This is a genomic window from Streptomyces scabichelini, from assembly GCF_011045015.1.
Taxonomy (GTDB): Bacteria; Actinomycetota; Actinomycetes; order Streptomycetales; family Streptomycetaceae; genus Streptomyces; species Streptomyces scabichelini.
The window spans coordinates 1-22,805 of sequence record NZ_JAAKZY010000026.1; the positions used below are offsets into that span (position 1 = coordinate 1).

A 22,805-nucleotide genomic window follows, 5' to 3' on the forward strand; every position below is an offset into this window, starting at 1 on the left:
CCCCGGCACCTTCGGGCCCGACCGCGGCCGCCGAGGGCGCCACGCGTCTGTCGGCCCGCTCCCGGTACGGGGCCGAACCTCTGGAGCCGATGGACCCGACATCGGCCGCCCCCGCCGGCCGCACCTTCGTCTCGCTCGCGTCTCCGGACACGTACGACGACGACACCGCGCGGCTGGGACCCGTGGGGCCCCGGGTCCGGCCCCGGGTCGCGGCTGTCGCGGCCTGTGTCGTGCTCGGGCTCGGGCTCATCGGCGGTGCGGTGACCGGGAGTTGGCTGACCGGAGACGGGGCGGGCGACGCCGCGGCACGGGACTCGTTCACGGCGGCCGGTGACCTCTGGCACAGCGTCCCGGTGGACCAGCTGTTCCCGCCGACCGTGGACGGAGAGGGAGCGGGGCCCGGTGGAGCCGACCGCACCTGGACCCGTATCGCCGTCGCCCCGGACAGCGGCTGCGCGGACGCCTTCGACCCGCTCCTGCGCAAGGCCCTCGCCCCGGCCGGCTGCCTGCGCCTCCTGCGCGCGACCTACACGGACGCGACCCGCAGCCACGTCACCACCGTCGGCCTCCTCTTCACCAAAGCGGACTCCGCGGCCATGGGTGCACTGAACAGCCAGTTCAAGGACGAGGGTCTCGAACAGCGGCGAGACCTGATGCCCCGCCCCTACGCCCCGAAGGGCACCGTCGCCGCCGGCTTCGGCGACGGCCAGCGCGCGTCATGGACGGTGTCGGTGCTGACCGACGCCCCCGTCGTCGTCTACGCCGTCTCCGGCTTCGCCGACGGCCGCCCCGTCGCCGAGCCGGAGCCCGCCGAGGACGCCATGAAGACCGACGCCACCACGCCCGCCGCCCAGGCGGGCCTCGGCCACGACGCACAGGGCCTCGCCGACCGCATCGAGCGCGGCCTCCGCAAAACCGTCAACTCGGCCACGGAGAAGCCGTCATGACCCGTGAGGCCCGTAAGAACACAGGTTTGGGCGGCGCCCGCAGGGCCGGAGTCCTCGCCACCCTCTTCGCCGCCTCCCTCGCCCTCGTCCCGCCCACCACCGCCCACGCCGACGGCATACGGGCCCAGCAGTGGGCCCTGGACGCGATGCACACCCAGGAGGCCTGGCAGACGACGAAGGGCCAGGGCATCACCGTCGCCGTCCTCGACACGGGCGTCGACGCCGAACACCCGGACCTGGCGGGCAACGTCCTCGCCGGCAAGGACATGGTCGGCTTCGGCGCCGGCCGGGGCGACCGCGCCTGGGCCCGGCACGGCACCGCGATGGCCGGCATCATCGCAGGCAACGGACACGGCCCCGGCAACGCCGACGGCGTCATGGGCATCGCCCCCGAGGCCAAGATCCTCCCCGTCCGCGTGATCCTCGAAGACGGTGACTCGGCCCGCGGCAAGGCCCGCAACACCCGCGGCAACGCCCTCGCCGAGGGCATCCGCTGGGCCGCCGACCACGGCGCCGACGTCATCAACCTCTCCCTCGGCGACGACTCCAAGTCCGCCCACCCCGAGGCCACCGAGGACGCCGCCGTCCAGTACGCCCTGAAGAAGGGCGCCGTCGTCGTCGCCTCCGCGGGCAACGGCGGCGAGAAGGGCGACCACATCTCGTACCCGGCCGCCTACCCGGGCGTCATCGCCGCCACCGCCGTCGACCGCTACGGAACCCGCGCCTCGTTCTCCACCCGCCGCTGGTACGCCACCGTCAGCGCACCCGGCGTCGACGTCGTCATCGCCGACCCGGACCGCAAGTACTACGAGGGCTGGGGCACCAGCGCCGCCGCGGCCTTCGTCTCCGGAGCCGTCGCCCTCGTCCGGGCGGCCCACCCGAACCTGGCCCCCGCCCAGATCAAGGAGCTCCTGGAGGACACGGCCCGCAATGCTCCCAACGGCGGCCGCGACGACTCCCGCGGCTTCGGCTTCGTCGACCCCGCGGCCGCCATCGAGGCCGGCGGCAAACTGAAGCCGGAGAGGCTGCGCTCGGCCGCGTACGGCGACAAGTACTTCGGCTCGGGCCCGGACGCCGCGGACGACGACGGGTCCGCGTCCGACTGGGCGGGCCCCCTCGCGGGCGGTGCCGGCGGAGCGCTCCTGATCGTTGCGGTCGTCCTGTGGCGCGGCCGCCACAGACCACGCCACCACGACTTCTAGACGTCAGCTTCTAGGCGTCAGCGTCCCGCAGGGACGACACCGCGGCCTTGGCCGCGGCCTCCACCAGCGAAATCCCCTGCGCCTTCGTGGAGTTGCCCTTCGACAGTGCCGCGACGAGATACGCGTGCCCGTCCACCGTCACCCGCCCGATGCTGTTGATGTCCCACAGCCCGGTCTGGCTCCGGGGCAACCACCCGTTCTTCAGGGCGAATCCCGACCCGGCAGACCCGTCGGATCCGGTGGATCCGGCGGCCGATACCCCCCAATCCTGGCCAACGGCGATGTCCCCCATGAGCCCCCGCAGATACGCCCGCGACGCCTCACTCAACTCCGAGTCGTCCCCGAACACCTGCTCAAGCAGGGCGAGTTGATCCACAGCCGTCGTCTGCGTCAGCCCCCACAACGCACCGTCCCCGCCCTCGGTACCGCTGAGCCCCAACCGCTTGTTCGCCGCCGCCAGACCCTCCGCCCGCCCGATCGCGTCCCACAGCGCGCTCGCCGACACGTTGTCGCTGTTCTTGATCATCGCGGTGGCGTACGCCTTCTCCGACGCCGTCAACTCCCGCTTGGCGTCCTGCGCCTGGAGCAGCAGCGCCGCCAGGATGTCGACCTTGACGATGCTCGCGGTGTCGAACATCCCGTCCCCGTACGCCGCGCCCTCCCCGGACCCCGCATCCAGCACCGCCACCGACACCTCCGCGCCGCCCTCCACGGCCACGGACTCCATCGCCTCGGCGAGCACGGCGTCGCGGTCCACCGCGGGAGTGGGTGTGGGTGTGGGAGTCGGGGTGTGGGCCGGGGTCTGAGCCGCCGCCACGGATTCCACTGTCGCCTCCGGCGTCTGAGATGCGTCCGCTGCCCGCGCGCCCGCAGTGGGCGATGCCGAGGACGATACGAGGCCGGTGGCGCCCGGCGCCTGCGCCTTCACGTAAGTGGTCCCGGAGGCGGTGACACCGACGAGCACCACGGAGGCCACCCCGGTGTAGAGAAGAGGCCTGCGCCAGGACGGGCGGGCGCCGGGCCGACGAGCTCGCTGCGAGTCCATCCCGCGATGCTGGGGCCCGGCGCTGTGCCTGCGGTTAGACGAATGTCAGAAGCGTGTAAGGGATCGCTGAGAAAACCCTGAGCCACGTGAACAACGCGTTTCCGGGGGCACGGGAAGCCCATCAGCCAGACCCGCATAGAGTCGGTGACCGTGGCGAACAAGAACATTCCCGACTCCGGCTTCCCCGACGACGACGGCTCCGCCGACCCCCGGCTGAGCGCCGCGCTCGCGGCCTGGGCCGAGGACCGGTCCGCACACGCACCGGTCCTTGAGGCACTCAAGGGCGCCCGGCTCCTCGTACCCGTCGTGGCCGTCCTGGGGGAGACCGAGGAGGACGAGAACGGGCTGCGCCACGAGAAGACGAGCGACATGGCCGTCCCCACGCTCAAGGCCGGGCCCCGGACCGCCCTGCCCGCCTTCACGTCCACCGAGTCGCTCGCCCGCTGGGACCCGGCGGCCCGCCCCGTCGCCGTACCCCTGCACCAGGCCCTGCAGGCCGCCGCCCACGAGAAGGCCGACACGATCGTGCTCGACCTCGCGGGCCCCGTGCCGTACGAACTCACCGGCCCCGCCCTGCTCGCCCTCGCCGAGGGCCGCACGAGCACGGACCCGCTCGCGGACCCCGCCGTCACCGACGCCGTACGGGCCGCCGTCGCCGCCGAGCCCGCCGTGCTCCGCGCCCACCTCGGCCCCGGCCAGGCCGACGGCACCCTCGCCCTCGTACTGGACCCGTCCGCCACCCCCGCCGAGACCGCCCGCGCCGTCGCCGACCGCCTGGCCGCCGACGACACACTGAGGGCCCGCCTGGTACGCGGCCTCGACCTGGCACTCCTGCCGACCGAGGCGATCCCACCGGGCGAGCCCCTTTACGTACGTCCCTGAAGTCGTCGTACGTCCCTGCGTCTCTCGTACGTCCCTGGGGCCGGACTCAGCCGAAGACCGGGCCGGTGTACTTCTCGCCCGGTCCCTGGCCCGGCTCGTCCGGGACGACCGACGCCTCGCGGAACGCCAGCTGCAGCGACTTCAGGCCGTCGCGCAGCGGCGCCGCGTGGAACGAGCTGATCTCGGTCGCGCTCGCGTCCAGCAGCCCGGCCAGTGCGTGCACCAGCTTGCGCGCCTCGTCCAGGTCCTTGTGCTTCTCGCCCTCCTCGGTCAGACCGAGCTTCACGGCGGCGGCGCTCATCAGGTTGACCGCGACCGTCACGATCACCTCGACCGCGGGAACCTCCGCGATGTCGCGGGTCATGGCGTCGAAGTCGGGGGTCTCAGGAGGGGTGTCACTCATGCCCCACACGATAGGCCAGCGAGGATTAGCGGTTTCCGGAGGGCGCTGCTAACCTTGTGTAACGACCGGTCGGATGCGCCCAGAAACATATAGCGTGCCCGACCCGCAAGTGGAGGCTCCGATCTCCCACCTGGCTGTCCCTCGGGACGGCGGGTCACCCGGTCAGGCGGCCACCATCGTTCCGTACGGACGATGGAGCCGCTGGATATGCGCCCCGCGGGCTACCGCGGCGGTGCTCCGGTAGTCATTGGAGCCCCGCCTGCGTCCCGTCCGGGGCATTTTTCATGCGCCGTGGTGGTTGGTCCCAGTGAAAAGAAGTACACGGGCTGTCTGCCAGACAGCCGTGTGGTGCTAACCGAGGAGGATCCATCAGCGCCGAGCCCCGCATCAACGACCGGATTCGCGTTCCCGAGGTGCGACTTGTCGGTCCCAGCGGCGAGCAGGTCGGGATTGTTCCGCTTGCCAAGGCCCTGGAGCTTGCGCAGGAGTACGACCTCGACCTGGTCGAGGTCGCGGCGAACGCCCGCCCGCCGGTCTGCAAGCTCATGGACTACGGGAAGTTCAAGTACGAGTCGGCCATGAAGGCCCGTGAGGCGCGCAAGAACCAGGCGCACACGGTCATCAAGGAGATGAAGCTCCGGCCGAAGATCGACCCGCACGACTATGACACCAAGAAGGGTCACGTCGTCCGGTTCCTCAAGCAGGGCGACAAGGTCAAGATCACGATCATGTTCCGTGGTCGCGAGCAGTCCCGGCCCGAGCTGGGCTTCCGACTGCTGCAGCGTCTCGCGGAGGACGTCCAGGACCTCGGTTTCATCGAGTCGAACCCGAAGCAGGACGGCCGAAACATGATCATGGTTCTCGGTCCGCACAAGAAGAAGACCGAGGCGATGGCCGAAGCCCGTGAGGCCCAGGCGGCCCGCAAGGCGGAGGCGAAGGCCAACCCGGGCCGTTCGCAGAACGCCCATGAGGCCGACGACGAGGACGAGACCGTAGAGGCCCCGGCCGAGGCTACCGCCGAGGCCTGATTCCGGGACGCAGGTCCTGGGGTCCAGGTCCCTGGACGCGAGTCCGGGGATGTCAATCGATACATCTGACGTTCCGCCGTGCCCGGTTTCACGACCGGGCATCGGAACGCCACTGACGAGGAGAGAACGGCGCTATGCCGAAGAACAAGTCGCACAGCGGTGCCCGCAAGCGCTTCAAGGTCACCGGCTCCGGCAAGGTGCTCCGTGAGCGCGCCGGCAAGCGCCACCTGCTCGAGCACAAGTCGTCCCGTCTGACGCGTCGCCTCACCGGTAACGCCGAGATGGCCCCGGGCGACGCCAAGAAGATCAAGAAGCTTCTCGGCAAGTGACGTCGGGAACGCATCGCGTACCTGATCTCTGACCGGGACCCAATCGATTTCGGGTCGTGTGAGTCCAACCACGGCCCCGCTACAAGGAGTTAATCAAGTGGCACGCGTCAAGCGGGCAGTCAACGCCCACAAGAAGCGCCGGGCGATCCTCGAGCAGGCCTCCGGCTACCGCGGTCAGCGTTCGCGCCTGTACCGCAAGGCCAAGGAGCAGGTCACCCACTCGCTGGTCTACAACTACAACGACCGCAAGAAGCGCAAGGGCGACTTCCGTCAGCTGTGGATCCAGCGCATCAACGCCGCTGCCCGCGCCAACGGGATCACCTACAACCGCTTCATCCAGGGCCTGAAGGCCGCGAACGTCGAGGTCGACCGCAAGATCCTCGCGGAGCTCGCCGTCAACGACGCGAACGCGTTCGCCGCGCTCGTCGAGGTCGCCCAGAAGGCGCTGCCGTCGGACGTCAACGCGCCGAAGGCCGCGTGACGCTGCGCCGGCTTCAGCCGCGTATCTGATGTGACCCGAACCCGCAGGCAGGCTGTGCGCTGCCCGCGGGTTCGAGTGCGTCCGGGGCGAGCGGTTTCCTCGCCCCCGCCGCCCTTACCCGTCCCATCCGTTCCTGAGGGCTGCGCCCCCAGACCCCCGCTTGTCGGCCTGGCGGCCTCGTCCTCAAACGCCGGACGGGCTGAAATCAGCCCTCAGGAGGGCCCCGGCCATCCCACCGAAGGTGAACCCATGCCACCCGCCGCCGAGCTGGTCTCCCCCCGCTCCGCTCGTGTGTCCGCCGCGCGGCGGCTCGCCAAGCGGAGCTTCCGGGGGAAGGAGCGGCTGTTCCTCGCCGAGGGGCCGCAGGCCGTGCGGGAGGCGGCCGGGCATCGGGGCGGCAACGGTGCGGCGACGCTCGTCGAACTGTTCGTGACGCTCGACGCCGCTGAGCGGTACGCCGACATCGTGGGCGATGCGCGGGCCGCCGGAGCGCGGGTGCATCTCGCCGCCGACGAGGTGATCGAGGACATCTCCACGACCGTCACCCCGCAGGGACTCGTGGGGATCTGCCGGTTCCTGGATCTGCCCTTCGAGGAGATCCTCGAAGCCGGGCCCAGGCTGGTCGCCGTGCTGGCGCATGTGCGGGACCCCGGGAACGCCGGCACCGTGCTGCGGTGTGCGGACGCCGCGGGCGCGGACGCCGTCGTCCTCACCGACGCGTCCGTGGACGTCTACAACCCCAAGTCCGTGCGGGCGTCGGTCGGTTCGCTGTTCCATCTGCCCGTCGCCGTCGGGGTGCCCGTGGAGCACGCCGTCGCGGGGCTCAAGGACGCCGGCGTACGCGTCCTCGCCGCCGACGGAGCGGGGGATCGCGACCTGGACGACGAACTCGATCACGGCGCCATGGGCGGGCCCACCGCCTGGGTGTTCGGAAACGAGGCGTGGGGGCTCCCGGAGGAGACACGCGCGCTGGCGGACGCCGTCGTGCGCGTACCCATTCACGGAAAGGCCGAGAGCCTGAACCTCGCGACGGCGGCGGCCGTATGTCTCTACGCGTCCGCCCGTGCGCAGCGCGCCCGCGGCGGTCGTCCCTGAGGGGGTCCGTTCCGTCACTCCCAGCTAGTAGGGTGCGAGCTCGGGGCCCACTGTGCCGGTCCGAGAGGTGGGGTACGGGGATGAGTGTCGGAACGAGCGGTGCCAAAAGGGCACTGCGAGCACGGGACGTGCACAGCGCACCCACGTCCCTGCGCGGTGATCTCACCGACCTCGGCATCGACCCCGACGACCTGCCCGACGGACTGGTGATCGCCGACGAGTTCGGCCGCGTGATCTGCTTCAACGCCGCGGCCGCCCGGATCACCGCCGTCTCCGCCGCCGACGCGCTGGGCCGGCACCTGGAATGGGCCCTTCCGTTAGAAGACCTGGAAGGCCGCCGCTGGTGGCAGCTCACCGACCCCTATGGCGGCCTTGCGATCCGCGTCGGGCAGCCCGAGCGCAATCTGCTGCTCCCGGGCGGGCGTGAGGTGCTGGTCTCCGCGCGGTATGTGCGCACCGCCCCCACCGGCCCCGTCCGCCGCGTCGTCGTCTCGCTGCGTGACACCGAGGCCCGCCGCCGCACCGAGCGCAGCCACGCCGAACTGATCGCCACGGTCGCCCACGAACTCCGCTCCCCGCTCACCTCGGTCAAGGGCTTCACGGCGACGCTGCTCGCCAAGTGGGAACGGTTCACCGACGACCAGAAGAAGCTCATGCTGGAGACGGTCGACGCCGACGCCAACCGCGTCACGCGCCTCATCGCCGAGCTCCTCGACATCTCCCGCATCGACTCGGGCCGCCTCGAACTGCGCCGCCAGCCCGTCGACCTGGGCGTCGCCGTCGGCCGCCACATCCAGGCGTACGTCGCCGCCGGCCAGTCCGCCGACCGCTTCCTGCTGCGCGTCGGCCAGCCGCTGCCCGACCTGTGGGCCGACCCCGACAAGGTCGACCAGGTGCTCAGCAACCTGCTGGAAAATGCGGTGCGGCACGGCGAGGGAACCGTCACCATCGACGTAGAGCCCGCGCCGTCGCCCCGCGAACGGGAGAGCGCCGCGACATCGGTCACGGTGAGCGACGAGGGCCCCGGCATCCCGGAGGAGTCCATGAACCGCGTCTTCACCCGCTTCTGGCGGGGCAGCAAACGCGGCGGCACGGGCCTCGGGCTGTACATCGTCAAGGGCATCGTCGAGGCCCACGGCGGCACGATCACGGTCGGCCGTGCCCCCGGCGGCGGCGCACAGTTCCGATTTACGTTGCCCGTGGGCACCCCGGCGTATCTGCAGTAACGCCGACCGAGGCCCCACGGGCGCATTCGCACACCTCAGCCCCGTTAGACTCGGCCTTTGGCACCTTTGCGTCCGAAGTCAGAGACGATTCGTCTACGTCACTTTCGTCTGCGAGTCGCGACGGGGACCTTCAGCCAGCCAATCGGAAGCACGGGAAGAGATGTCGGCACCGAACAAGTCGTACGACCCTGTAGAGGTCGAGGCACTGAAACCGGAACAGATCGAGCGCATGCGGGACGAGGCGCTCGCCGCCTTCGCCGCCGCGGACTCCCTCGACGCGCTCCATGAGGCCAAGGTCGCCCAGACGGGCCCCTCCTCGCCGCTGGCGCTCGCCAACCGCGAGATCGGCGCCCTGCCCCCGCACGCCAAGGCCGACGCGGGCAAGCGCGTCGGCCAGGCCCGCGGCGCCGTCAACAAGGCGCTGGCCACCCGCCAGGCCGAGCTGGAGGCCGAGCGCGACGCCCGGGTGCTGGTCGAGGAGGCCGTGGACGTCACGCTGCCGTACGACCGCGTACCGGCGGGCGCCCGGCACCCGCTGACCACCATGATGGAGCGGGTCGCGGACGTCTTCGTGTCCATGGGGTACGAGATCGCCGAGGGCCCCGAGGTCGAGGCCGAGTGGTTCAACTTCGACGCCCTGAACTTCGGCCCGGACCACCCGGCCCGGCAGATGCAGGACACCTTCTTCGTGCACGGGCCGAAGGGGGCTGACAGCGACGGCGAGTCCGGTGTCGTGCTCCGTACGCACACCTCGCCCGTCCAGGCCCGCGCCATGCTCGACCGTGAGCCGCCGGTCTACGTCGTCTGCCCCGGCCGTGTCTTCCGTACGGACGAGCTGGACGCGACCCACACCCCGGTCTTCCACCAGATCGAGCTGCTGGCCGTCGACGAGGGCCTCACCATGGGCGATCTCAAGGGCACCATGGACCACATGGTCCAGTCGCTCTTCGGCGCGGACATGAAGACCCGGCTGCGCCCGAACTACTTCCCGTTCACGGAGCCGTCCGCCGAGATGGACATGCTCTGCTACGTCTGCAAGGGCGAGTCCGTCGGCAACCCCGACCGCCCCTGCCGCACCTGCTCGAGCGAGGGCTGGATCGAGCTCGGCGGCTGCGGCATGGTCAACCCGCGGGTGCTGACCGCCTGCGGCGTCGACCCGGAGAAGTACAGCGGATTCGCCTTCGGGTTCGGGATCGAGCGGATGCTGATGTTCCGCCACAACGTCGAAGACATGCGAGACATGGTCGAGGGTGACGTCCGGTTCACCCGGCCGTTCGGGATGGAGATCTGATGCGGGTCCCGCTTTCCTGGCTGCGGGAGTACGTCGACCTGCCGGCGACGGAGACCGGCCGTGACGTACAGGCCAAGCTCATTTCGGCCGGCCTCGAGGTCGAGACCGTCGAGCATCTCGGTGCCGACCTCAAGGGGCCGCTCGTCGTCGGCCGGGTGCTGACCATCGAGGAGCTGACGGAGTTCAAGAAGCCCATCCGCTTCTGCACCGTCGACGTCGGTCAGGCCAACGGCACCGGCGAGCCCCAGGAGATCATCTGCGGCGCCCGCAACTTCGCCGTCGGCGACAAGGTCGTCGTGGTCCTGCCGGGCGCCGTGCTGCCCGGCGGCTTCGAGATCTCCGCGCGCAAGACGTACGGCAGGACCTCGCACGGCATGATCTGCTCCAGCGACGAGCTGGGCATGGGCGACGACGGCACCAAGGGCATCATCGTGCTGCCGCCCGAGTACGAGGTCGGCACCGACGCCGTCGAGCTGCTCGAACTCGTCGACGAGGTCCTCGACATCGCCGTCACGCCCGACCGCGGCTACTGCCTGTCGCTGCGCGGCGTCGCCCGCGAGGCCGCCATCGCCTACGGGGTGCCGCTGCGCGACCCGGCCCTCCTCGACGTACCGGGCCCGAACGCGTTCGGCTACCCGGTGCAGGTCTCCGACCCGGTCGGCTGCGACCGCTTCACCGCGCGTACGGTCACCGGCCTCGACCCCGAGGCGCGCTCTCCGATCTGGCTCAGGCGTCGCCTCCAGAAGGCGGGCATGCGCCCGATCTCGCTCGCCGTCGACATCACCAACTACGTGATGCTGGAACTCGGCCAGCCCCTGCACGCGTACGACCGCACCCGCATCCAGGGCGCGATCGGTGTGCGCCGGGCCGAGCCGGGCGAGAAGCTCACCACGCTCGACGGTGTCGTGCGCACGCTGGACACCGAGGACCTGCTGATCACCGACGACCGCGGGCCCATCGGCCTCGCCGGTGTGATGGGCGGCGCCAACACGGAGATCGCCGACCACGAGCACGAGGCCGGTGGCAGCACCGAGGTCGTCATCGAGGCCGCGCACTTCGCCCCGGTCTCCATCGCGCGCACCGCCCGCCGCCACAAGCTGGCCTCCGAGGCGTCCAAGCGTTTCGAGCGCGGCGTCGACCCGCTCGCCGCGTCCGCCGCGGCCCAGCGGACCGTCGACCTGCTCGTGCTCCTCGCGGGCGGCACCGCCGAGGCCGGAGTCACCGAGGTCATCGCGCCTTCCGCGCCGCACACCATCACCATCCCGGCGAACCACCCGGACAAGGTCGCGGGCGTCGCCTACGGCCGCGAGACCGTCGTACGCCGCCTCCAGGAGGTGGGCTGCGACGTCTACGGCCAGGACGAGCTGATCGTCACCGTGCCGTCCTGGCGACCCGACCTCACCGACCCGAACGACCTGGCGGAAGAGGTCATCCGGCTCGAGGGCTACGAGAACCTGCCCTCGACCCTGCCCAAGCCTCCCGCGGGGCTCGGCCTGACCGACCGGCAGCGGCTGCACCGCAGGGTCGGCCGCGCGCTGGCCGGCGCCGGATACGTCGAGGCGCTGAACTATCCCTTCATCGGCGAGGACGTCTTCGACCAGTTCGGCCTGGAGGCCGGTGACCCGCGCCGTACCACGGTCAAGCTGGTCAATCCGCTCTCCGACGAGGAGCCCGCCCTTCGTACGACGCTGCTGCCGGGGCTGCTCGCCGCGCTGCGCCGCAACGACGGGCGCGGCTCGCACGACCTGGTGCTCTTCGAGACCGGCCTGGTCTTCCGGCCGACCGGCGAGGAGACGGTCCCGGTCCGGCTGCCGGTCGATCACCGGCCCACCGACGAGGAGATCGCCGCGCTGAACGGCGCGCTGCCGCGCCAGCCGCGCCGCGTGGCCACCGTGCTGGCCGGCGCGCGCGAGCAGGCCGGCTGGTGGGGCAAGGGCCGCCCGGCCGACTGGGCCGACGCGGTCGAGTCCGCCCGCACCGTCGCCCGCGAGGCCGGTGTCGAGCTCATCGTCCGGGCGGACCAGCACGCGCCGTGGCATCCCGGCCGCTGTGCGGCTCTGCTCGCTGTCGTGGACGGCGAGGAGACCCTTGTCGGGCACGCGGGTGAGCTGCACCCGCGGGTCATCAAGGCGCTGCACCTGCCCGAGCGCACCTGCGCCATGGAGGTCGAGCTCGACCTGCTGGAGCGGGCCGGCGCCGGTGCCTTCCAGGCGCCCCGGATCTCCACCTTCCCGGTCGCGACGCAGGACGTCGCGCTCGTCGTCGACCAGTCGGTCCCGGCCGCCGAGGTCGAGGGCGCGCTGCGCGAGGGTGCGGGTGAACTCCTCGAGTCCATCCGGCTGTTCGACGTCTTCACCGGCGAGCAGATCGGCACCGGCAAGAAGTCCCTGGCGTACGCGCTGCGCTTCCGCGCCGACGACCGCACGCTCACCGTCGAGGAGGCCTCGGCCGCCCGCGACGCGGCGATCGCCCTCGCGAGCGAGCGCACCGGGGCGGTGCTGCGCGGGGCGTGACCCTGGCACATGATCGCTGACCTGCGACGAGGGGCACATCCGAGGATACGGATGTGCCCCTCACTCATTCGGGTGAGAATTCGGTGCCAACTGGTCATTCGGGTAGGGGCGTCGACAGAATCGAGCCGGTCGATCGGCCGTCCATGAGTGCCGACCAGGGAAGGCCCCGCGACCGCCGCACCGCAGTCTGGGGGGTCCGTCGGCATGATCCGTACCATCGCACGGGGCGGCACGCGCGTCGCTGCCTCCCGTGCGTGGCGGACGCTCGTTCTCGTCCTGCCGGGCCTCTGGGTCGTCGCCGTCGTCCTGTGGGAGGTCTTCTTCCCCACCGGGGCCCAGCTGGTTCCGCTCCTCGCCGCCGCCCCCGCCATCGCCTGCGCCGGCACCGGCCGACGCCAGTGCGTGCTGCTGGGCGGTGTGTGCGCGGTCTTCGCTCTCGTCCCGGTCGGCACCGTGGACCGGGACGAGGACCTCGGAAGCCGGTGCGGCACGTTCGCGGCGATCCTCGCCGTCGTCGTCGCCAGCTATCTCACGGCCGGGCGCCGCGCCCGGCTGCTGCGCGAACTCGAGAGGGCCCGCGCCGTCGCCGTCGCCGCCCAGGCCGTGGTGCTGCGCCCGTTGCCGCCGCGCCTTGACGGACTCGCGCTGGCCGCCGGGCAGTTGTCCGCGAGCCGGGGTGCGGTGGTGGGTGGTGATCTGTACGAGGTGATGGCCACGCAACACGGGGTGCGGGTGGTCATGGGGGACGTAAGGGGCCACGGGCTGGCCGCGATCGGAACGGTCGCCGCGCTGCTGGGCAGCTTCCGCGAAGCCGTCCACGACGAGGGCGAACTCTCTTCCGTTCTGAGGCGGATGGAGCGCGCACTGGCCCGGCACCTGCGGGAGCGAGCGCGGGCCGAGCACCCCTCGTCCGGCCTGACCCACGACAACCCCGTCGCCGAGGACTTCGTCACCGTACTGCTGCTGGAGATAGCCCACGACGGCGAGGTACGCGCCCTCAACTGCGGCCACCCATGGCCGTATCTGCTGCGCGACGGCCGCGTGGAACCCCTCGCCCGCGACGACCCCCTGCCCCCTCTGGGACCGTTCCCGCTGCCCGCTGAACTGCCGGCCACCGGCTGCGGCCATGTGCTGCCCGGCGAGGCGTTGTTCCTGCACACCGACGGTGTGGAGGACGCACGGGACGCACGGGGCCGCTTCTTTCCCTTGCCCGCCATGCTCACCGAGGCCGTCAGCACACAGCCGGTTTCGCCGAGAGCGGTCCTGGATGACGTCTTCGCCGGGCTCCTGCGCCACACGGGCGGAAGCCCCTCGGACGACATGGCGGTACTGGTACTACGCAACGACCGCGTGGCACAACGCGCCCCTTCAGGGGCGCGGTCAGCCACAACGCGCCCGCAGCCGACAAATCACCTGTAGCCCCCGACGCCGCCCGCCGAGCCACGGAGTGTCGGGCAGGCAGCTGGGCGGACGGCGCGAAGACGGGCCACCGCACTGTACGAGGGGGAGCCGGCGGCCCGGTCGGCCTCTTGCGAGGCATTTCAGTGAACCGGCCGGGAACTCTCCGCAACAGCGCACGTACTGCCAGGATTCGAGCACTCCGTTCACACCCCGTGTGAAGGCGAACGCACTACTCTGTCCGCACCGAGTCACCCGGAGGGCATTCATGCAGCCCAACACTCTCCTCGACGCGATTCTCGACGAGGCCGGGATATCTCACGCGGGACTGGCCGCACATGTGAACCAGGCGGGGCGGAGCCGTGGCCTGGCGCTTCGTTACGAACACACCGCCGTGGCCCGGTGGTTGAAGGGCCAGCGGCCGCGCGGCCAGGTGCCCGACCTGATCTGCGAAGTGCTCGCCGCGCGCCTGCAACGGCCCGTCACGCTCGACGACATAGGTCTCGGCGTACCCGGCGAGTCGGCCGCTCCGCACAGCACGACCCTCTCCGGTTTCGTCGAGCGCGCCACCGCCCTGTGGCGCTCCGACGAGCAGCAGCGCCCGCACATCCTCGGCGCTCCCGCCGTCACCGGAACGCCCGCCGTGATGCCCGTATGGGAGTGGGAGAACCCGCCCGAGGACACGGACGTCTCACGCGGCGGACGGCAGCGCGTGAGCATGGCCGACATCGAGATGCTGCGCTCCGCCCGCGCCCACTACGAGCAGATGTACCGCAAGGCGGGTGGCGTGGCGACCCGCAGCCGCATCGTCGGGTTCCTCAACTCCGAGACCGCGCCGCTTCTCAGAGGCAGCTACACCGACGCGACGGGCCGCCAACTCCACCGCGCCACCGGCGGGTTGGTGGCGATCGCGGGCATCTGCGCCTATGACTCCGACGCGCACGGTCTCGCCCAGCGCTACTTCCACCAGGCGCTCAGACTCGCAAAAGCGAGCGGGGACCGGGGACTTGGCGCCTATGTCATCGCCCTGCTCGTGAATCAGTCGCTGTTCATGCGCGAGTACCGGCAGGCCGTCGCCTTCGCCGAGGCCGCGCTGCGCGCCGCGGGGCGGCACATCACGCCGGCGCTCGCCTCCGACCTCTACGCGATGCAGGCCAAGGCGTATGCACACCTGGGCGACGGCAGCAGCGCGCTGTCCTGCATACGGCGTGCCGAGTCGGCCGCCGAACGCATCCGGCGCGGTTACGAGCCGGACGAGACCGGCTATGTCCAGCCGGGCCTGGTCAACGTACAGGTGGCGGAGGCCCTGTTGAGCCTCGGTGACCTGACGGCCGCGCAGGAGCATGCCGCGGCCGCCGTGGACACCCCGGCGCACGACCGGGGCCGGGTGCACCGGCTCGCCATGCTCAGCCAGATCGAACTGCGCCAGGGAAACGCGGACAAAGCGGTGGTCACCGCGGTCGAAATGGCCGAGCAGGCGCGGGGCATGGAGTCCCAGCGGCTGCGCGACAGACTGCGGGCGGTACGCGAGCATCTGGTGGCCAGTGACTGCGCGGGAACGTCCGAGGCCGCCGAACTCATCGACGGGGCACTGCGCGTACCGCTCTAGAGGAAGCCCCACCTCTGCGCCTTGCCGCTGTGCTGTGAGCGGACATGGCGAGCCTGCTGTGTGGACGCTCCTGCTGCGATATTGCCATCTACTCGGCGGAAGGTGGCAGAACCGTGCAGTGGACGAAACAGAACGAGCAAACTGTGTATGCAAACCGCTGGTTCAGCGTCAATCTCGCAGACGTAGAGCTACCGGACGGTCGGCACCTCGATCACTTCCTCATACGGCTGCGGCCCGTCGCCGTGGCCACCGTGGTGAACGAGGCCAACGAGGTGCTGCTCCTGTGGCGGCACCGCTTCATCACCGACAGCTGGGGGTGGGAGCTCGCGGCGGGCGTCGTCGAGGACGGCGAGGACATCGTCGTCGCGGCAGCCCGCGAACTGGAGGAGGAGACCGGGTGGCGGCCGGGACCCCTACGCCATCTGATGAGCGTCGAGCCCTCCAACGGGCTCACCGACGCGCGGCACCACATCTACTGGGCCGACGAAGGCGCGTACATCGGACACCCCGTGGACGACTTCGAGTCGGACCGTCGCGAGTGGGTTCCGCTCAAGCTCGTCCCCGACATGGTCTCCCGCGGAGAGGTCCCGGCCGCCAACATGGCAGCCGCGCTGCTCCTCCTGCACCACTTGAAGCTCGGGCAGGACGCCTTGCCCTGATCCCCCCACCGCGTCCTGGACCAGGCTCAGCGGCCGAAGGCCTGCCAGACCGTCACGACCAGTGAGCCCACTGCCGTGACGGTCACGAGCGCGGGCAGCGGCCAACGGTTGTGTTCCAGGATGACGACCCGTGCGCTCAGGTCGTCCAGATCCTTGGCGGTCCGTTCGTCGTGCTGCGTGAGCAACGCCAGTCCTCCCTCGATCCGGGCAAGGCCCACTTCGTGGGACCGGCGTAACTCCGCGAGTTCACCATGAACCACGGGATGCTCGGGTTCGGCGGTCACAGTCCGCTCCTTTCCGTAGTCGTCACATCCCTTGATGCGCACGGAAAGTCAACTCGCCTGGTTGACGCATGGGGAGCGTGTGCGAGGGGCATATGCGTGCCCGGCAAGCACACGGTGTGTGAATGGCGTGGGCCCGGCCCTCCAGAAGAGTGCCGGGCGCACGTCGGCCCGAAATGTGCGGAGCGTAATCAGTGCGAGGCTGTCACTACGGGTAGCTGTAGAAGCCCGAGCCCGACTTCCGGCCCAGGCGGCCCGCGTCCACCATGCGCTGGAGCAGCGGGGGAGCGGCGTACAGCGGTTCCTTGTACTCCTCGTACATCGAGTACGCCACCGACGCGACCGTGTCCAGGCCGATCAGGTCGGACAGCTTGAGCGGGCCCATCGGGTGGGCGCAGCCGAGCTCCATGCCGTTGTCGATGTCCTCGCGGCTCGCGATGCCCGACTCGAACATCCGGATCGCGGAGAGGAGGTAGGGGATCAGCAGGGCGTTGACCACGAAGCCCGAGCGGTCCTGGGCGCGGATCGAGTGCTTGCCCAGGATCTTCTCCACCAGTGCCTGCGCCCGGCTGATCGTGCCCTCGGAGGTGGTGAGCGCCGGAATCAGCTCGACCAGCTTCTGCACGGGGGCCGGGTTGAAGAAGTGGATGCCGATGACCTGGTCGGGACGCGAGGTGGCCACGGCGAGCTTCACCAGCGGGATCGAGGAGGTGTTGGAGGCGAGGATCGCGTCCTGGCGGGTCACCACCTGGTCGAGCACCTGGAAGATCTCCGTCTTGACCTGCTCGTTCTCGACGACGGCCTCGATCACCAGGTCTCGGTCGGCGAACTCGCCGAGGTCGGTGGTGAAGGTGAGCCGTTCCTGCGTCGCGGCCAGCTCCTCCTCGGAGATCTTGCCGCGCTCGGCCGCCTTGGAGAGCGAGTTGTAGAGCCGGGTCCGGCCGATCTCCAAGGCCTCGCCCGTGGTCTCGGCGACCTTCACATCAAGACCGGCACGGGCGCACACCTCGGCGATGCCCGCTCCCATCTGGCCGCAGCCCACCACTCCGACACGTGAGATGTCTCCGAAGGTGTCCGTCACATCGTCCCTTTCGCTGTTCCATGGGGGGTGGCAGGACCCGGGGGCGCCTGCTCCATTCGTGCACGTTACTCTCGGGCTCCCGATGATCGATCGTCCGGGTACGGCATGCTGTCGGCCTGGAAGCGGTACGTGACCAGGCCGATTCGTTACGTATGGGGGAGAACCCATGGGGCGAGTGACACGCAGGGCGTTCGCGGGGGTCATGCTGGCGGGGCTCACGACCGCCGGAGGCGCGGCGGCATGGGCCGCGACGACCGGTGGCGGGGAGGACGAGGACGAGACGGCCGAGCCCCGGCGTCGCGCCGGCGCCGGTGAGCTGCGCGGTATGTGGCTGTCCACGGTCGCCAACCGAGACTGGCCGTCCAGGACCGGGCTGACGGCGGCTCAGCAGCGCACTCAGCTGCTCGCACATCTCGACACGGCCGTGCGCTGCCGCCTGAACACGGTGGTCTTCCAGGTGCGCCCCACGGCCGACGCCCTGTGGCCCTCGCCGTACGAGCCCTGGTCGCAGTACCTCACCGGCGTCCAGGGCAAGGACCCCGGCTGGGACCCGCTCGGCACCGCGGTCGAGGAGGCGCATGCGCGGGGCCTGGAACTGCACGCCTGGTTCAACCCGTACCGGATCGCCAACCACGCCGACCCCGCCAAGCTCATCGCGTCCCACCCCGCCCGCAAGCACCCCGGCTGGGTCGTGCCGTACGGCGGGAAGCTCTACTACAACCCGGGGCTGCCCGAGGTCCGCGCCTTCGTCCAGGACGCGATGCTCGACGCGGTGAAGAAGTACGCCGTCGACGCCGTGCACTGGGACGACTACTTCTACCCCTACCCGGTCCCGGGCGAGGCCTTCGACGACGACGCGGCGTACGCGAAGTACGGCGGCGGCTTCCCGAACCGGGCGGCCTGGCGGCGGGACAACACGGACAAGCTGGTGCGCGAGACGGCCGCCCGGGTGAAGAAGACCCGGCCGGCCACGCAGTTCGGGATCAGCCCGTTCGGGGTGTGGCGCAACGCCGCGACCGACTCGCTCGGCTCGGACACCCAGGCCGGTGTGCAGACGTACGACGATCTGTACGCCGACACCAGGAAATGGGTCCGCGAGGGCTGGATCGACTACATCTGCCCGCAGATCTACTGGAACATCGGCTTCGCCGCCGCCGACTACGCCAAGCTGCTGCCCTGGTGGGCGAAGGTCGCCGAGGGCAGCAGGACCAAGCTGTACGTGGGTGAGGCGCTGTACAAGGCCGGGGATCCGGCCCAGCCCGAGGCCTGGCAGGCCCCGGCCGAGCTGTCACGGCACCTCACCCTCGCCAAGGAGCACCCCCAGGCGCGCGGGCATGTGTTCTTCGCGGCCAAGGAGGTCCGCGCCGACCCGACCGGCGCGATGGCACGCGTGATCGCCGATCACTACAAGCAGCCCGCGAAACCGCCGCGCTGACCTCCTGGGCCCGGCCCGGCTTACCTCTGGGTCTGGTTCTCGCCGACGTGATGCTGGACGACGGTGTCAGGACCGGGGGACATCACGGTCTCGTGGCCGTCCTCGAAGCGGACGCGGAACGGGGGATTGCCGTCCGGCCCGAGTACCTCGACGACTTCCGCGACCCGGTCGTGCTGTCCGACGATCCTGCCGTGTACCAGCAGGTGGTCGCCTTTGCTTGCACGCATCTGGTGGGCCTCCTCGTCTCGCACGGGAGTAGCGGTCCGTGGGTCTGTCCGTGGGTTTCAGTCTAGGGCCGTTGGAGCTGGTTGCCACCGGGTGTGTGCCGCTCAGGCGCGCGCTCGCTGGGCGACCGCGATGCAGACCAGCACGGCCGCGGCCGCGAGCGGTGCGGCCGGGGTGATGTGCTCGCCGAGGAGCAGCACCGACCACACCAGTGTGAGCAGGGGCTGCGCCAACTGCAACTGGCTGGCCTTCGGGATGCCGATCATCGCCATGCCCCGGTACCAGACCACCAGGCCGAGGAACTGGGAGCCGGCCGCCACCCAGAGCAGTCCGGTCACGCTGTGCGCGGTCAGCCGTACCGGCTCGTACGACAGCGCGATCGCGGTGGCCGGCAGCGTGAGCGGCAGGCACAGCACCAGGGCCCAGCCGATGACGTGCCAGCCGGGCATCACACGGGCCAGACGGCCGCCTTCCGTGTAGCCGGCCGCGCAGATCAGCAGCGCCGCGAAGAGGTAGGCGTCCGCGCTCGACAGGGCGCCGCCGCTCTGCTCCACGGTGAACGCGATCACCACGGCCGATCCCGCGAGCGCCGCGGCCCAGAAGGTACGGGAGGGGCGGGTGCCGACACGCAGGGCCGAGAGCAGCGCGGTGGTCACGGGGAGCAGGCCGACCACGACCGCGGCGTGGGCGGTCGTGGAGGTCTCCAGGGCGAGGGTGGTGAGCATGGGGAAGCCGAGTACGACTCCGGCGGCCACGACGGACAGGCCCGCCCAGTGGCGGCGGGCGGGCAGCGGTACGCGCAGGGCCAGCAGGCAGCCGCCCGCGATGAGCGCGGCAAGGAGACTCCGCACGGCTACGAGCGACCACGGGCCGAAGCCTTCAAGACCCCAGGCGGTGGCGGGGAAGGTGAGGGAGAAGGCGGTGACACCGAGGGCGGCTTGGAGGGTTCCGGAACGGGGCCCTGCCGGGGGCTGGTTGGAAGGCTGCGGGCCGTCTGTGGCTGGTCGCGCCCGCGCGGCGGAGCCGCCGATGTCACCGCCCCGCGCCCCTGACGGGGCGGTGGGCACCGCTATCGATGTCGGTGGAGTAGCGCTATCCTCTGCTCTCATGCATGAGCGTAGCAGTGTGGGCGATCTGGCGAATCAGCTGCGGAGCGAGCTTGACCGCTACTCTCCCGGTGGAAAGCTGCCGTCCAGTCGGGCGCTCGTCGAGCGGTTTCGGGTGAGTCCCGTGACCGTGTCCCGGGCGCTGGCGCAGCTGGCCGCCGAGGGGCTGGTGGTGACCCGGCCGGGGGCCGGCGCGTTCCGGGCCCGGCCGCGGACCGCCGGGACGGTCGCGGGCGACACCTCCTGGCAGGAGGTCGCGCTCAGCGCGGACGCCGCCGCCGAACTCGTGCCGCGCACCGTCGACGCCTCCGGGGTGCTGGTCACGCTGGCCACACCGCCGTCCGGGGTCATCGAGTTCAACGCGGGCTATCTGCACCCCGCATTGCAGCCGGAGCGGGCGATGGCCGCGGCGCTGTCCCGGGCGGGCCGGCGCCCCGGTGCCTGGGCGCGACCGCCGGTGGACGGGCTGCCGGAGCTGCGCGAGTGGTTCGCGCGGGGCATCGGCGGCGCGATCACCGCCGCCGAGGTGCTGATCACGGCAGGCGGCCAGTCCGCGCTGACCACCGCCCTGCGCGCGCTCGCCCCGCCCGGTGCACCGGTCCTCGTGGAATCGCCCACGTATCCCGGCATGCTGGCGATCGCCCGGGCGGCCGGACTCCGTCCCGTACCGGTACCGGTCGATGCCGACGGGGTACGCCCCCATCTGCTCGCCGACGCGTTCAGGGCGACCGGTGCCCGCGTCTTCGTCTGCCAGCCGCTGTTCCAGAACCCGACCGGTGCCGTGCTCGCCCCGGAGCGGCGCGGCGAGGTGCTGCGGATCGCGCGTGAAGCCGGTGCGTTCGTCGTGGAGGACGACTTCGTACGCCGTCTCGTGCACGAGGACGCGGGGCCGTTGCCGCGTCCGCTGGCCTCGGACGACCCCGACGGAGTCGTCGTGCACGTCTGCTCCCTGACCAAGGCGACCTCGCCGAGTTTCCGGGTGAGCGCGCTCGCCGCCCGCGGGCCCGTACTGGAACGGCTGCGGGCCATCCAGGTCGTCGACACCTTCTTCGTGCCGCGCCCGCTCCAGGAGGCGGCCCTGGAACTCGTCGGCTCGCCCGCCTGGCCGCGTCATCTGCGGGCCGTCGCCACGGAGCTGAAGAACCGCCGCGACACCATGACGGCCGCGCTGCGGCTGCGACTTCCCGAGTTCGCCCTGCCGCACATCCCCTCCGGCGGCTACCACCTGTGGCTGCGGCTGCCCGAAGGCACGGACGAGTCGGCCCTGACCGCCGGCGCCCTGCGCGCGGGCGTGGCCGTCACCCCAGGCCGCCCCTACTTCAGCGCCGAACCCGCCGCCGCACACCTGCGGCTGAGCTTCGCGGCCGTGGCGAGCGCGGCGGAGATCGACGAGGGCGTACGCAGACTGCGGACCGCCTTCGAGTCGGGTGCCGTACGCCCCGGGTAACTCCTGAGCAACGCCTCTTGACCTGCGTACTTCCGCGGCTCACGATCTGCCCATGCAACTTCGGGTCACGTTGGTCGCCGCCGCGCGCAGCTCCCCGCTGCTCGCGGAGCGGTTCGAGGACGACCGGCCGCTCGACCAGGAGGGCTGGGACGAGGTGCAGCGCGTGGCGCACATGCTGGTGCCGTTGGCGGCGGCCGAGCTGCGGTACTGCTCGCCGACGCGGCGCAGCCGGGCCACCGGGGACGCCCTCGGTTACGCCCCGCTTGTCCAACCCGCCCTGCGGGACTGCGACATGGGCCGCTGGCGCGGGTTCACGCTCGGCGAGGCGATGGCCCGTGAGCCCGAGGCCGTGGACGCCTGGCTCACCGATCCGCGCTCCGCGCCGCACGGCGGCGAGTCGCTGCTGGAGTTCATTCAGCGCGTGGGCGGCTGGCTCGACACGCGTCCCGCCGACGACGACGGCGGCAAGATCGTCGCGGTGGCGGAGCCCGCCGTCGTACGCGCCGCGCTCGTCTACGCACTGATGGCGCCTCCGTCGACGTACTGGAACATCGACGTCCGCCCCCTGTCGACGGCCACGCTCACGGGCCGGGCGGGGCGCTGGAACCTCCGGTTCGACGGTCAGCCCGCGCGGGTGTAGTCCGTCGTGAGCACCAGGTCCTTGGCCGGTCCGCCCACCCGCCACACCGTGCGCCAGCGGTCCGCGTCGTACACCGTGAACTCGCCCCGGTAGAGGTCCGCCGCGCACGGGTGGTCGGTGAGGTGCCGCCCGGTGGTCAGGTCCAGGTCATGGAAGGGGCGGCCGTCGGCGAACCGTACGTCGGCCCGGGCCGGCGTATCGCCCGGCAGGAACCGCAGGGTTCGCTCGGCGGGACGGGCGACGCCCTGCCATACGAAGGTGCCGGACTCGTGGTGGAGCAGGCCGCCCTCTGGGAGCGGTGCGAACTCCGTCGTCCCGCTGAAGGTCCCTTCCGCCTCGCTCGCGTGGTCCCGTACCGAGCGTTCCACGCGCCAACTCCCGGCCAGATACGCCAGAACGTCGGCCACCGGCCAGAAATCATCCATGCCGTTCCGCCTCCCTGACGTGTCCTGTGCAAACCATTGACGCACTCCAGCCCCCTC

21 protein-coding genes and 2 pseudogenes are annotated in these 22,805 nt (G+C 71.2%); 16 read left to right on the forward strand and 7 right to left on the reverse strand.

Features of this window, described 5'->3' with window-relative positions; all coding sequences use genetic code 11:
- Together G5C60_RS10925 and mycP are read left to right on the forward strand one after the other, a co-directional pair.
- Positions 1 to 947, forward strand: a pseudogene (locus tag G5C60_RS10925) (hypothetical protein); the annotation flags it as partial.
- Positions 944 to 2,149, forward strand: coding sequence for a type VII secretion-associated serine protease mycosin (gene mycP / locus G5C60_RS10930; RefSeq protein WP_165257469.1), 1,206 nt, complete (start codon positions 944 to 946; stop codon positions 2,147 to 2,149). The pseudogene G5C60_RS10925 and the gene mycP, both read left to right, overlap by 4 nt.
- A 10-nt stretch (positions 2,150 to 2,159) precedes the next feature.
- Here the strand turns inward: mycP and G5C60_RS10935 are convergent, their stop codons facing one another.
- The gene (locus tag G5C60_RS10935; RefSeq protein ID WP_165257471.1) at positions 2,160 to 3,194 is read right to left on the reverse strand and encodes a serine hydrolase; all 1,035 of its coding nucleotides are present in this window, start codon (positions 3,192 to 3,194) and stop codon (positions 2,160 to 2,162) included.
- A 150-nt stretch (positions 3,195 to 3,344) separates the two neighbouring features.
- Here G5C60_RS10935 and G5C60_RS10940 point away from each other — a divergent pair, with 150 nt between their 5' ends.
- Positions 3,345 to 4,076 carry an SseB family protein gene (locus G5C60_RS10940; RefSeq protein ID WP_165257473.1) on the forward strand — a complete coding sequence of 244 codons (732 nt, stop codon included), beginning with the start codon at positions 3,345 to 3,347 and terminating at the stop codon, positions 4,074 to 4,076.
- Between the two features lie 46 nt (positions 4,077 to 4,122).
- Here G5C60_RS10940 and G5C60_RS10945 read toward each other — a convergent pair whose 3' ends face one another.
- Positions 4,123 to 4,479: a DUF1844 domain-containing protein gene (locus tag G5C60_RS10945; RefSeq protein ID WP_165257475.1), complete on the reverse strand. Its 357-nt coding sequence runs from the start codon at positions 4,477 to 4,479 to the stop codon at positions 4,123 to 4,125.
- 343 nt (positions 4,480 to 4,822) lie between these two features.
- On the opposite strand from G5C60_RS10945, the pseudogene infC reads away from it, so the two are divergent.
- From infC to G5C60_RS10995, 10 genes and pseudogenes are all read left to right on the forward strand, one after another.
- Positions 4,823 to 5,507, forward strand: a pseudogene (gene infC / locus G5C60_RS10950) (translation initiation factor IF-3).
- Between the two features lie 134 nt (positions 5,508 to 5,641).
- The gene (gene rpmI, locus G5C60_RS10955) at positions 5,642 to 5,836 is read left to right on the forward strand and encodes a 50S ribosomal protein L35 (protein WP_165257477.1); all 195 of its coding nucleotides are present in this window, start codon (positions 5,642 to 5,644) and stop codon (positions 5,834 to 5,836) included.
- A 97-nt stretch (positions 5,837 to 5,933) separates the two neighbouring features.
- Positions 5,934 to 6,317 (forward strand): 50S ribosomal protein L20, encoded by a 384-nt coding sequence (gene rplT, locus G5C60_RS10960; protein ID WP_006141703.1) that lies wholly within the window; start codon positions 5,934 to 5,936, stop codon positions 6,315 to 6,317.
- 249 nt (positions 6,318 to 6,566) lie between these two features.
- The gene (locus G5C60_RS10965; protein ID WP_165257479.1) at positions 6,567 to 7,412 is read left to right on the forward strand and encodes a TrmH family RNA methyltransferase; all 846 of its coding nucleotides are present in this window, start codon (positions 6,567 to 6,569) and stop codon (positions 7,410 to 7,412) included.
- Between the two features lie 80 nt (positions 7,413 to 7,492).
- Entirely contained in the window at positions 7,493 to 8,638 is a 1,146-nt protein-coding gene (locus G5C60_RS10970; RefSeq protein ID WP_165257489.1) for a sensor histidine kinase, read from the forward strand.
- Between the two features lie 160 nt (positions 8,639 to 8,798).
- Positions 8,799 to 9,929 carry a phenylalanine--tRNA ligase subunit alpha gene (gene pheS, locus G5C60_RS10975; protein WP_165257491.1) on the forward strand — a complete coding sequence of 377 codons (1,131 nt, stop codon included), beginning with the start codon at positions 8,799 to 8,801 and terminating at the stop codon, positions 9,927 to 9,929.
- Positions 9,929 to 12,442, forward strand: a complete 2,514-nt coding sequence (gene pheT / locus G5C60_RS10980; RefSeq protein WP_165257494.1) for a phenylalanine--tRNA ligase subunit beta — start codon at positions 9,929 to 9,931, stop codon at positions 12,440 to 12,442. Before pheS ends, pheT begins: the two co-directional genes overlap by 1 nt.
- A 204-nt stretch (positions 12,443 to 12,646) precedes the next feature.
- Positions 12,647 to 13,861, forward strand: coding sequence for a PP2C family protein-serine/threonine phosphatase (locus G5C60_RS10985; protein ID WP_165257496.1), 1,215 nt, complete (start codon positions 12,647 to 12,649; stop codon positions 13,859 to 13,861).
- A gap of 247 nt (positions 13,862 to 14,108) precedes the next feature.
- Positions 14,109 to 15,449, forward strand: coding sequence for an NsdA family TPR-like regulatory protein (locus tag G5C60_RS10990; RefSeq protein WP_165257498.1), 1,341 nt, complete (start codon positions 14,109 to 14,111; stop codon positions 15,447 to 15,449).
- A gap of 113 nt (positions 15,450 to 15,562) precedes the next feature.
- Positions 15,563 to 16,108: an NUDIX domain-containing protein gene (locus G5C60_RS10995; protein ID WP_165257500.1), complete on the forward strand. Its 546-nt coding sequence runs from the start codon at positions 15,563 to 15,565 to the stop codon at positions 16,106 to 16,108.
- A gap of 26 nt (positions 16,109 to 16,134) precedes the next feature.
- Here G5C60_RS10995 and G5C60_RS11000 read toward each other — a convergent pair whose 3' ends face one another.
- Together G5C60_RS11000 and G5C60_RS11005 are read right to left on the reverse strand one after the other, a co-directional pair.
- Positions 16,135 to 16,392, reverse strand: coding sequence for a hypothetical protein (locus G5C60_RS11000; protein ID WP_165257502.1), 258 nt, complete (start codon positions 16,390 to 16,392; stop codon positions 16,135 to 16,137).
- A gap of 205 nt (positions 16,393 to 16,597) precedes the next feature.
- Positions 16,598 to 17,470, reverse strand: a complete 873-nt coding sequence (locus G5C60_RS11005) for a 3-hydroxybutyryl-CoA dehydrogenase (protein WP_165257504.1) — start codon at positions 17,468 to 17,470, stop codon at positions 16,598 to 16,600.
- Positions 17,471 to 17,636: 166 nt separating this feature from the next.
- On the opposite strand from G5C60_RS11005, the gene G5C60_RS11010 reads away from it, so the two are divergent.
- Positions 17,637 to 18,905: a glycoside hydrolase family 10-like protein gene (locus tag G5C60_RS11010; RefSeq protein ID WP_206439345.1), complete on the forward strand. Its 1,269-nt coding sequence runs from the start codon at positions 17,637 to 17,639 to the stop codon at positions 18,903 to 18,905.
- A 20-nt stretch (positions 18,906 to 18,925) separates the two neighbouring features.
- Here G5C60_RS11010 and G5C60_RS11015 read toward each other — a convergent pair whose 3' ends face one another.
- Both G5C60_RS11015 and G5C60_RS11020 read right to left on the reverse strand, forming a co-directional pair.
- Positions 18,926 to 19,132, reverse strand: a complete 207-nt coding sequence (locus G5C60_RS11015; RefSeq protein WP_165257507.1) for a DUF1918 domain-containing protein — start codon at positions 19,130 to 19,132, stop codon at positions 18,926 to 18,928.
- 102 nt (positions 19,133 to 19,234) lie between these two features.
- Positions 19,235 to 20,239, reverse strand: a complete 1,005-nt coding sequence (locus G5C60_RS11020; RefSeq protein ID WP_165257509.1) for a DMT family transporter — start codon at positions 20,237 to 20,239, stop codon at positions 19,235 to 19,237.
- Between G5C60_RS11020 and G5C60_RS11025 the strand changes: the two genes are divergently transcribed.
- Together G5C60_RS11025 and G5C60_RS11030 are read left to right on the forward strand one after the other, a co-directional pair.
- On the forward strand, positions 20,238 to 21,683 hold the full coding sequence (locus G5C60_RS11025) for an aminotransferase-like domain-containing protein (RefSeq protein WP_165257511.1): 1,446 nt from the start codon (positions 20,238 to 20,240) through the stop codon (positions 21,681 to 21,683). The genes G5C60_RS11020 and G5C60_RS11025 overlap by 2 nt on opposite strands.
- 52 nt (positions 21,684 to 21,735) lie before the next feature.
- Entirely contained in the window at positions 21,736 to 22,323 is a 588-nt protein-coding gene (locus G5C60_RS11030) for a histidine phosphatase family protein (protein WP_165257514.1), read from the forward strand.
- On the opposite strand, the gene G5C60_RS11035 is transcribed toward G5C60_RS11030, so the two are convergent.
- Positions 22,305 to 22,748: a DUF6314 family protein gene (locus G5C60_RS11035; protein ID WP_165257518.1), complete on the reverse strand. Its 444-nt coding sequence runs from the start codon at positions 22,746 to 22,748 to the stop codon at positions 22,305 to 22,307. The genes G5C60_RS11030 and G5C60_RS11035 overlap by 19 nt on opposite strands.
- Between the last annotated feature and the right edge of the window lie 57 nt (positions 22,749 to 22,805).